The following is a 9397-nucleotide window of genomic DNA, read 5'->3' as shown; positions in this document are numbered from 1 at the left end:
CGCCGGTGCTGCGCGGCGTTCAGGCCGCCACCGTGCTGCCGGTCTGCGCGCTCACCCTCGCCACCGGCGGCGACGACCTGCCCGTCCTCGCCCTCTGCCTGCTAGCCCTCGCCTACGCCGCCGTCGACCGCCCCGGCCGGGCCGGCATCGCGGTGGGCCTCGCCGGAGCGCTGAAACTGTTCGCGTGGCCCGTCGCGCTCGTCCTGATCGTCTGGGGCCTGACCCGCCGCGCCGGCCTCCGCGTCGCCGCCGGCGCGCTGGGCCTGCCCGCCGCCGCCCTGCTCCCGGTGCTGCTGGTCGACCGGGACGCCCTGGTCGAGAACGTGCTCCGCTTCCCGCTCGGCCACGGCCTCGTCACCAGCCCCGCCCAGTCGCCGTTCCCCGGCCACCTGATCGCCACCGCCCTTCCCGCCGGGCGCGCGATCGCCGCCGGGCTGCTGCTCGCCGCCGGGCTGGCGATCGCCGTCCGGCTCGCCCGCCGCCCACCGCGCGACGCCGCCACCGTCGCGCTCATCTGCGGGTACGGGCTGCTCGCCGCGATCCTGCTCATGCCCTCCACCCGCTTCGGTTACCTCCTCTACCCCCTCGCGTTCCTGGTGTGGGCATCCGCGATCGCCGCTCCGGTTCCCTCCATCGGTTCCGCCATCCGGGGGGCGGAATCCCTCGACAGGGCGTAGACCTGAAGACATGACCACGTACCGAGACCGGGCCGAGGCTGGGCGGATGCTCGCCGACCGGCTCACCGCTCTGATCGGCGACCGGGACGTCATCGTCCTCGGCCTCGTACGCGGCGGCGTACCCGTGGCGGAGGTCGTCGCCGAACGGCTCGGCGCCCCGCTCGACGTGCTCGTGGTGCGCAAACTCGGCATGCCCTGGGCACCCGAGGTCGCGTTCGGCGCACTCGGCCCCGGCGGCGTGCAGGTCCTCAACGACATGGTCGCCAGCCGCCTCGACCCGGACGCCATCGCCGAGGTCCGGGGCCGCGAGCAGGCCGAGCTGGAACGCCGGGAGAAGCTCTACCGCGCCGGTCGTCCACCCCTGGATCTCACCGGCCGCACCGCCGTCATCGTCGACGACGGCCTCGCCACCGGTGCCACGGCCCGCGCCGCCGTCCAGGTCGCCCGGCACCTCGGTGCCCGCCGGGTCGTCGTCGCCGTCCCGGTCGGCTCCCAGGAGGCGTACGAGATGCTCGCGGCCGAAGCCGACCAGGTCGTCTGCGCACAGCACCCGCCGGAGTTCATGGCCGTCAGCAGCTACTACGACGATTTCCACGAGGTCTCCGACGACGAGGTCACCGAGGCGCTCACCGCGACGGCGTGAGCAGACCGGGTACCGTCGGGTGATGAGCCTCACCTGTCCCAAGTGTCACGGAGAAATGCGCCAGTACGAGCGCAGCGGCGTCGTCATCGACCAGTGCGGGGAGTGCCGAGGCATCTTCCTCGACCGCGGCGAGTTGGAGAAGCTGTTCGAGGCGGAGGCCAACTGGCAGCGCCAGCAGGGTGGTGCGCCCGCCGGGCAGCCCGCCCAGCAGCCGGGTTACGCCCAGGGCGGTTACCCGCCGCCTCCGCCGCCGCCCGCGCCCGCCCCGCACCAGCCCGGCTACGGCGCGGCGCCCCCGCCGCCCGCGCACGGCTACCCGCCGGCGCCCGCCCCCGCGTACGGCCACGGGCAGCAGCACCACGGCTACCACGGCCACTACAAGCGCAAGAAGCACAAGAGCTTCCTGGACGAGATGTTCGGCTGAGCTCCCCGCGGCCGGGCCGGCAGCCCGCCGGCCCGGCCCTCCCTTGTCCACCGTGCCGACCGGCACCCGCTGTGCGAGGCTGCGTCGCATGACGTCCGGTGGGCACCACATCCCGCTCGCGCAGGCGTACGACGGCATCACCCGGACCGTCGCGGACCTCGACGACGCCGACCTCCAACGCCCCACCCGCTGCCGGGGCTGGCTCGTCGCGGATCTGCTCCTGCACGTCGTCGGCGACGCCCAGCGGGCGCTGGTCGCCCTCGCCAGCCCGGCCGACGGCCCGCCCGACACCGACGACATCAGCTACTGGCGGTCCTTCCGGTCCGGCGACGACGACACGCGGCACGCCTGGCGGATCCGCCGCTCCGCCGCCGCCTTCCACCGACCCGGCGGCATCGTCCGGGCATGGACCGACACCGCACCCGCCGCCGTCCGCGCCGGCGGTCGCGCGGACCCCGACAGCTGCGTGACCACCCAGGGTCACGTGCTCCGCGTACGCGACCTGCTGACCACCCTCGCCACCGAGGCCGTGATCCACCATCTGGACCTGGTGGTCGACCTGCCCGACGCGCCCCGCCCGGGGGAGGCCGCGCTACGGGTGGCGGTGGCGACGATGGACGGCCTGCTCAGCGACGACGCGGTCCGACCCGCGAGCTGGGACGACGAGGAGTACCTGCTGAAGGCGACCGGCCGGCTGCCGCTGACGGAGCACGACCGAATGGAACTCGGCGAGGTCGCCGGCTGGTTCCCGCTGCTCGGCTGACTGCTCCGTCACGGGCTTTCTCAGACGATTGCCATGTCGACGAAGCGGGACAGGTGCAGTTGGGCCGCCACCGTCACGGTGTCCGTGGGTCCATTCCGATGCTTGGCGATGATGAAGTCCGCCTCCCCCGCGCGAGGCGACTCCTTGTCGTAGTAGTCGTCCCGGTGCAGAAGGATGACAACGTCCGCATCCTGCTCAATTGATCCACTTTCGCGCAGATCGGACAGTTGGGGGCGCTTGTCGGTGCGCTGTTCCGGGCCACGGTTCAGCTGGCTCACCGCGATGACCGGGCACTCGACCTCCTTGGCCAGCAGCTTCAGGCCACGGGACAGGTCCGCGACCTCCTGCTGTCGGCTCTCGGTGCGCTTCGGCGAGGTCATCAGCTGGAGATAGTCGACGACGATGAGCTTCAGGTCGTGCCGCTGCTTCAGGCGGCGCGCCTTGGCCCGGATCTCCATGAGGTTCATGCTCGGTGTGTCGTCCACGAAGAGCGGCGCCTCGCTGATCTCACCCATGCAGCGGGCCAGCTTGGTCCAGTCGTCGTCGGAGAGTTGGCCGCTGCGGAGGACGTGCAGTGGCACCCGGGCCTCGGCGGAGAGCAGGCGCATGACGATCTCCACCTTGCTCATTTCGAGCGAGAAGATCGCCGCCGCTTGGTTGGCACGAATCGCTGCATTTCGGGCAAAGTCCATGCTAGCGGTCGATTTGCCCAAACCCGGCCGGCCAGCCACGATAATGAGTTGACCCGCGTGCAGACCGTTGAGCAGTCGGTCCAGGTCGGTGAATCCGGTGGGCACACCGGTCATCATGCCGCCCTGCGCGCCGACCGCCTCGATCTCGTCGAGCGTCGGCTGGAGCATGTCGGCGAGCACCGCGAAGTCCTCGCTGACCCGGCGCTCCGTGACGTCGTACACGGCCTGCTGGGCGAGGTCGACGACGTCGTCGACGTCGCGGCTGCCCCCGCTGTTCGTGCCGTAGCCGAGCTGCACGATCTTCGTGCCGGCCTCGACCAGGCGGCGCAGCACGGCGCGCTCGCTCACGATCCGGGCGTAGTAGGCGGCGTTGGCGGCGGTGGGAACGCTCGCGATGAGGGTGTGCAGGTAGGGGGCACCGCCGATCCGCACCAGGTCGCCGGAGTCGGCGAGCGCGGCGGCCACGGTGATCGAGTCGGCCGGCTCGCCGCGCCCGTAGATCTCCAGGATCGTGTCAAAGATGGTGGCGTGCACCGGCCGGTAGAAGTCGTTGGTCTTGAGAATCTCGACGACGTCGGCGATGGCGTCCTTGGAGAGCAGCATGCCGCCGAGGACGCACTGTTCGGCGGCGACGTCCTGCGGTGGGGTCTTGTCGAACTGGCCGTCGCGCTGCGCCGGCGCGCCCTGCTGCTGCCCGCCGGAGCGCGGCTCCGCGCGCATGTCGTCGGTGACCGACACGGTCCCCCCTCCACGCCGTCGGATCCTCGTCCCAAGCTTCACCGCCGGGTACGACACTCCGACCTGCCGGTTGATCGGGGGTCATCGCGCGGCCGGTCGGTGGCCAACCATACGGAAACCGAGGTCAGCCCCTCAACAGCCCGGTGGACGAGCCTCGGGACAACCTGTGGACGCGGGTGGGCGTGCATGTGCGCAGCGTGTGCACAGGTTGTGGACAACCGTTGGGGAATTCTGCCCGACCATGGCTCTGACCTGGGAAAACGTCGTCCCCACCCTGTGGAGGAGAATTTTTTGGTCAGACTGTGGCCTCATTCGTCCCGTACTATCTCCCCCAACGGCTACACCTGCACATCGGATTGCGCTTTCGGTTGAGAAGGGTCACGCTCCGGCCGTGAGACACCTGGACTGGGGACGCGGAGAGGATGGTCCGCGCGAGCGACAAACGGTCGCTCCCTGGGACTATCCCGCCGATCCGCCTCCGGCAGACCGGTACGGGTCCGATGGTTACCGCACCCCGAGCCGTCGGCGGGCGATCGAACGCGGCCAGCAGGAGCCCGTTGAGGCGTACCTTCCGCGGTGGGCCCTGGAGTCCGGCGTACGCAGCGCGGACGGTGGCGGCCGGCACGCGGCCCCGGACGACGACGAGGACGACTACGAGCCGGAGCGGCCGTGGTCGGGGGGTCGGAGCACCGAGACGACGAGCACCTGGCGGCGGTCCAACGAGACGAGTTGGCGTGAGGTTCCCGCGATCGGTGCCGCGCCGGAGTCGGACCACACCCGGGAGTGGACGTTCGACCGCCCCCAGGAGCAGGGATACGTGGGCAGCCGGCGGGCCGACGACGATCCGGTTTCCGGGGTCGCGGGTCCGCAGAGCCGTCCCCGGCGGTCGCCCTCGCGCCGGCCGCAGGTGGTCTGGTCGGGGCTGGAGGACGCCGGCGAGGTGACCGGCGCGGTCGGTGAGGTGGAGCGCCCGACGCGGAGGAACCGCCGGGGGGCGGAGTCGCGTCCGGCGGTGGATCCCTGGGACCGGGAGGCGCGCCGGTCCGTCGAGCCGGAGGCCGAGGCGGATGTGCCGGCGGTGGACCCGTGGGACGCCTCCGGTGTGTACGCGTGGCAGTCGACCGGTGAGGTCGACCGCTGGGACGGTTCGGTGGGCGCGTCCCGCTGGGACCGGGCCGACGACACGGGCCAGTGGGACCGACCTGACGACACCGGCCAGTGGTACCAGCCGGACGCCACCGGTCAGTGGGACCGGCACGTCGACGACGTCGGGTGGGACCGGGGCGTCTCGCCTCGCTCGGGCGGTGGCGGCACGCGGGGAGGGTCCGGTCGGGACGGTCAGGGCGAGGGGTTCTGGTCGGGCACGCGGCTGGCCGGTGACGATCCGCGGTGGATGGACCCGCCCGCGTCGGCTCCGCGTTCGCCGGTTGTCGCCTACACCGCTCCCCGTCCGCGTACGTCGCCGCGTCCCCGCGGGGAGCCGGCGGGTCCCGCGCGCGGGGCGTCGGCCGGGGCGGTACGCCGACGGATCGAGTCGGTGGGTACGGGCACGTGGTCCCGCCGTCTGGAGGAGGACCTGCTCGACCCCGATCCGGGTGGGCCGTGGCGGCCGTTGCTGTACACCGCCGCCTGTTACCTGTTGCCGGCGATGGTCGTGTTCGTGTGGTTGCTGACGCTGGACGGTCAGGCGCCGGCGGGTTGCGTCACCGACATCAGTGGTGGTGGCTGCGATTCACCGCGGTCGCGGGCGCTGGGCTCGCTGGCGGAGGCGATGCCGCGGCTGGGACTGGCGTTGGCGAGCAGCCTGGTGGTCGCGCTGCTGCTGCGTCGGGTCGGTACAACATGGCGGTCGGTGACCGTGGCGTTGGCGGCGGCGGTGGTGGGCGGTGGGCTGTCCACGGTGATGATCAGTGCGGTGACGGGTCAGCCGATCGGCTGACGGGCTCCGGAGGTCCCGCACGCCGGACGGGTCCGGCACGCGTACACGGAACAGCGAACAGGGCCCGCACCATGTTGTGCGGGCCCTGCCGGTGGTGCTGGTGCTGGTGGGTGTCAGCCCTGGACGACGTTGAGGTCGAACGTGGCGGACACCTCGGGGTGCAGCTTGATCTTCACCGGGTAGGTGCCGGTCGACTTGATGTGACCGGGCAGCTCCAGCCGACGGCGGTCGAGCGCGGGGCCACCGGCCGCCTTGACGGCGTCGACGACCTCGGCCGGGGTGACCGAGCCGAAGAGCCGGCCACCGTCGCCGGCGCGGGCCTTCAGGCTGACCTTCAGACCCTCGAGCTGGCCCTTGACCTCGTTGGCGTGCCCGAGGTCGCGGATCTCCCGCGCCGAACGGGCCCGCTTGATGGAGGTGACCTGCTTCTCCGCACCCTTGGTCCACGTGATGGCGAAGCCCTGCGGGAGCAGGTAGTTACGGCCGTAGCCGTTCTTCACCTCGACGATGTCGCCGGGGGTCCCGAGGCCGGACACCTCCTGAGTCAGGATGATCTTCATGTCGGTGCCTCCTCTCAGCGGGCCGTGGCGGTGTACGGCAGGAGCGCCATCTCACGGGCGTTCTTGACCGCACGGGCGATCTGCCGCTGCTGCTGCGAGGTCACGCCGGTCACCCGCCGAGCGCGGATCTTGCCGCGGTCGGAGATGAACTTCCGCAGCAGTGCGGTGTCCTTGTAATCGATGTAGGTGATCCCGTCCTTGTCGAGCGGGTTCACCTTCTTCTTCGGCTTGCGAAGTGCCGCAGCCTTGGCCATTGACCTTGCTCCTGGTTTGCGATCGCGGGCGCTCGGCGCCATTAGAACGGAGGCTCCTCGTCGAAGTTGCCACCCGAACCACCGCGCGAGGGTGCCGGAGCGGCAGAGGCCCAGGGGTCGTCGAAGTTGCCTCCGCCGCCACCCTGACCGCCACCACCGCCGGAGCCGAAGCCACCGCCGCCACCGCCACCGGAGCGCGACATCTTCTGCACCTTCGCCGTGGCGTAGCGCAGCGACGGGCCGATCTCGTCGACCTCGAGCTCGATGACGGTGCGCTTCTCGCCCTCGCGCGTCTCGTACGACCGCTGACGCAGTCGACCCGAGACGATCACGCGGGCGCCCCGCTGGAGCGACTCGGCGACATGCTCCGCCGCCTGCCGCCACACCGTGCAGGCCAGGAAGAGCGGCTCGCCGTCCTTCCATTCGTTGGTGGTCTTGTCCATGAACCGGGGCGTCGAAGCGACCCGGAACTTGGCGACCGCCGCACCGGACGGGGTGAACCGCAACTCGGGGTCATCGGTCAGATTGCCGATGACCGTGATGGTGGTGTCTCCTGCCATGACCATCTCCTCGCGCACTCATCGTTCCGCCGTACAGGCTCTCAGAGCCGTGTGACAGTGCCGATGAGGCTGATCCGGATGAACCGGGGTTTGGATGCTCAGCGCATCTTGGACGCTTAGCGCATCTCCGGCCGGATGACCTTGGTGCGCAGCACGGACTCGTTGAGCCGCAGCTGACGGTCCAGCTCGGCCACCGCCGCAGGCGTCGCCTGCAGGTCGATGACGGCGTAGATGCCCTCGGCCTTCTTGTTGATCTCGTACGCGAGGCGCCGGCGGCCCCACACATCGGTCTTCTCGACCGAGCCACCCGCGGTCCGGATCACGTTCAGGTACGTGTCGAGCGACGGGGCGACGGTGCGTTCCTCGAGGCTGGAGTCGAGGATCACCATGATCTCGTAATGACGCAAGACGTGCTCACCTCCTGTGGGCTAGGCGGCCACGGTCCTTCCGTGGCAGGAGGTCGTGCGTCGTGGCCCGCGCCGGTTGTCGGGGGGACCCGGCCGGACGCGGACAACCGGACCAGAATACCCGGTCCGGACGATCATGCCCGGGCAGGTGGGCGTCCGGACCGGGACAGGCGACGAGGCGGCGCCCGGAACGCGCGGCGACGGGGGCCCGCCTCGACGTCGCTGTCGATGCGAGCCCCCGTGCCACGAGGCCGCGGGGCGTCCCGTCCGCATTCCTTGGGTGGGACCTGGGGAGGAACGACCACACCGATGAGGTTGGACCGAGGACGCCCCGCGGAGCTTTATCATGTTGTGATTCGACACTATCCCGACTCTTGTCACCTTGTCGGAGAAACCGGAAAATCGTAGACAAAGTTTTTCCGCGTCCGTGTCCGGCGGGGCCGACCCCGCCGCGCCGGGCCGCGCGGCGGGGGGCCGTCTCGTGGCTAGGTCCACCGTCCCGTGCACGCGGGCGAGCCCGCGACCATCCCGGTACGGCTGACCGTCGATCCCACCTCCTCAACGAGCGCAGCCCCTCGCCGGTGACGGATCCCCTCGGCGGTCGCGCCGCCCTCGACCCTTTCGTCGGGGACGCGACGTAGGCTCCCCTGCATGCGTATCGGAGCACACGTCGATTCGTCCGACCCACTGGCGGAGGCGAGCGCCAGAGCGGCCGAGGCCGTGCAGTTCTTCCTCTCCGACCCGCAGGGGTGGAAGGCCCCGAAACCCCGTGCGGACGCGGACCTGCTGCGGGCCGCCGAGGTCGACCTGTACGTCCACGCGCCGTACGTCATCAACGTGGCCACGTTGAACAACCGGATCCGGATTCCCAGCCGCAAGCTTCTGCTGGCGCACGCCCAGGCAGCCGCCGCCATCGGCGCCAAGGGGCTCATCGTGCACGGCGGGCACGTCAACGCCGGGGACGACCCGGCGGTCGGGTTCGACAACTGGCGCAAGACCTTCGCGTACGCCGCCGACTCGGGCGGCTTCGGCGTACCGATCCTGATCGAGAACACCGCCGGCGGCGACAACGCGTGCGCCCGGCGGCTCGACGCCCTCGCCCGGCTGTGGGACGCCCTGGGCGACCACGAGGTGGGCTTCTGCCTCGACACGTGCCACGCCCACGCCGGCGGTGAGGACCTGCTGGGTCTCGTCGACCGGGTCAGGGCGGTCACCGGCCGGATCGACCTGGTGCACGCCAACAACTCCAAGGGCGCGTTCAACTCGGGTCAGGACCGGCACGACAACCTCGACGGCGGCACGATCGACCCGGACCTGGTGGTGGCGGTGATCCGCGCGGCGGGCGCACCGGTGGTCGTGGAGACCCCGGGCGGGGTCGACGGGCAGGGCGCCGACATCGCCTTCCTCCGCGAGCGGCTCGGTGCGGAGATCCGCACGGCATGACCACCGACCAGACCGCGTCCGGCGGACCGCAGCCCGGCCGCCGCAAGACCTCCGCAACCGGGACGCCCGACGCCGAGAAGGCCGGCTCCGAGAACACCGACGCCTCCCCGGACGCCGACGCCACCACCGACCGGCCCGGAGCCGCGACGGGGGCCGACGCGACCGAGGGCGGGAAAGCTGCCGCGAAGCCCGGCGCGAAGCTCATGACCGCAGCGATGGAGATGCCCCGCGTCCAGGAATGCGTGGTCGCGGCCTGCGCGTACAACCACACCGGCGACTGCCACGCCTTCGCCATCA

The 9397-nt window shown here is 71.3% G+C and carries 11 protein-coding genes and 1 pseudogene; 7 read left to right on the top strand and 5 right to left on the bottom strand.

Annotated features, from left to right (window positions below; translation table 11 throughout):
• The 4 genes from AB0I76_RS15615 to AB0I76_RS15600 all read left to right on the top strand — a co-directional run.
• Window positions 1–677: glycosyltransferase 87 family protein (locus AB0I76_RS15615; RefSeq protein ID WP_357035073.1), on the top strand; the 677-nt coding region annotated here is incomplete at its 5' end.
• Between the two features lie 10 nt (window positions 678–687).
• Window positions 688–1320, top strand: coding sequence for a phosphoribosyltransferase family protein (locus AB0I76_RS15610; RefSeq protein WP_357035070.1), 633 nt, complete (start codon window positions 688–690; stop codon window positions 1318–1320).
• Between the two features lie 19 nt (window positions 1321–1339).
• Window positions 1340–1744 carry a zf-TFIIB domain-containing protein gene (locus AB0I76_RS15605; RefSeq protein ID WP_357035067.1) on the top strand — a complete coding sequence of 135 codons (405 nt, stop codon included), beginning with the start codon at window positions 1340–1342 and terminating at the stop codon, window positions 1742–1744.
• A gap of 88 nt (window positions 1745–1832) precedes the next feature.
• A complete protein-coding gene (locus AB0I76_RS15600) occupies window positions 1833–2507 on the top strand; it encodes a maleylpyruvate isomerase N-terminal domain-containing protein (RefSeq protein WP_357035064.1) in 675 nt (224 codons plus the stop codon).
• 20 nt (window positions 2508–2527) lie between these two features.
• On the opposite strand, the gene dnaB is transcribed toward AB0I76_RS15600, so the two are convergent.
• Window positions 2528–3937, bottom strand: a complete 1410-nt coding sequence (gene dnaB, locus AB0I76_RS15595; RefSeq protein ID WP_357035061.1) for a replicative DNA helicase — start codon at window positions 3935–3937, stop codon at window positions 2528–2530.
• Between the two features lie 391 nt (window positions 3938–4328).
• On the opposite strand from dnaB, the gene AB0I76_RS15590 reads away from it, so the two are divergent.
• Entirely contained in the window at window positions 4329–5876 is a 1548-nt protein-coding gene (locus AB0I76_RS15590; protein ID WP_357035058.1) for a hypothetical protein, read from the top strand.
• 113 nt (window positions 5877–5989) lie between these two features.
• Here AB0I76_RS15590 and rplI read toward each other — a convergent pair whose 3' ends face one another.
• From rplI to rpsF, 4 genes are all read right to left on the bottom strand, one after another.
• Entirely contained in the window at window positions 5990–6436 is a 447-nt protein-coding gene (gene rplI / locus AB0I76_RS15585; protein ID WP_357035055.1) for a 50S ribosomal protein L9, read from the bottom strand.
• Window positions 6437–6450: 14 nt separating this feature from the next.
• The gene (gene rpsR, locus AB0I76_RS15580; protein WP_007073789.1) at window positions 6451–6690 is read right to left on the bottom strand and encodes a 30S ribosomal protein S18; all 240 of its coding nucleotides are present in this window, start codon (window positions 6688–6690) and stop codon (window positions 6451–6453) included.
• 41 nt (window positions 6691–6731) lie between these two features.
• Window positions 6732–7268, bottom strand: coding sequence for a single-stranded DNA-binding protein (locus tag AB0I76_RS15575; RefSeq protein ID WP_357035052.1), 537 nt, complete (start codon window positions 7266–7268; stop codon window positions 6732–6734).
• A gap of 98 nt (window positions 7269–7366) precedes the next feature.
• Entirely contained in the window at window positions 7367–7657 is a 291-nt protein-coding gene (gene rpsF, locus AB0I76_RS15570; RefSeq protein WP_120683045.1) for a 30S ribosomal protein S6, read from the bottom strand.
• A gap of 651 nt (window positions 7658–8308) precedes the next feature.
• On the opposite strand from rpsF, the gene AB0I76_RS15565 reads away from it, so the two are divergent.
• The gene (locus AB0I76_RS15565) at window positions 8309–9100 is read left to right on the top strand and encodes a deoxyribonuclease IV (protein WP_357035047.1); all 792 of its coding nucleotides are present in this window, start codon (window positions 8309–8311) and stop codon (window positions 9098–9100) included.
• A 203-nt stretch (window positions 9101–9303) separates the two neighbouring features.
• Window positions 9304–9397, top strand: a pseudogene (locus AB0I76_RS15560) (DUF1540 domain-containing protein); the annotation flags it as partial.

It is taken from the genome of Micromonospora sp. NPDC049799, assembly GCF_040656655.1.
Classification (GTDB): domain Bacteria; phylum Actinomycetota; class Actinomycetes; order Mycobacteriales; family Micromonosporaceae; genus Micromonospora.
Note: the sequence above shows the minus strand (reverse complement) of the source record. Positions and strands in the feature narration are given on the sequence as shown.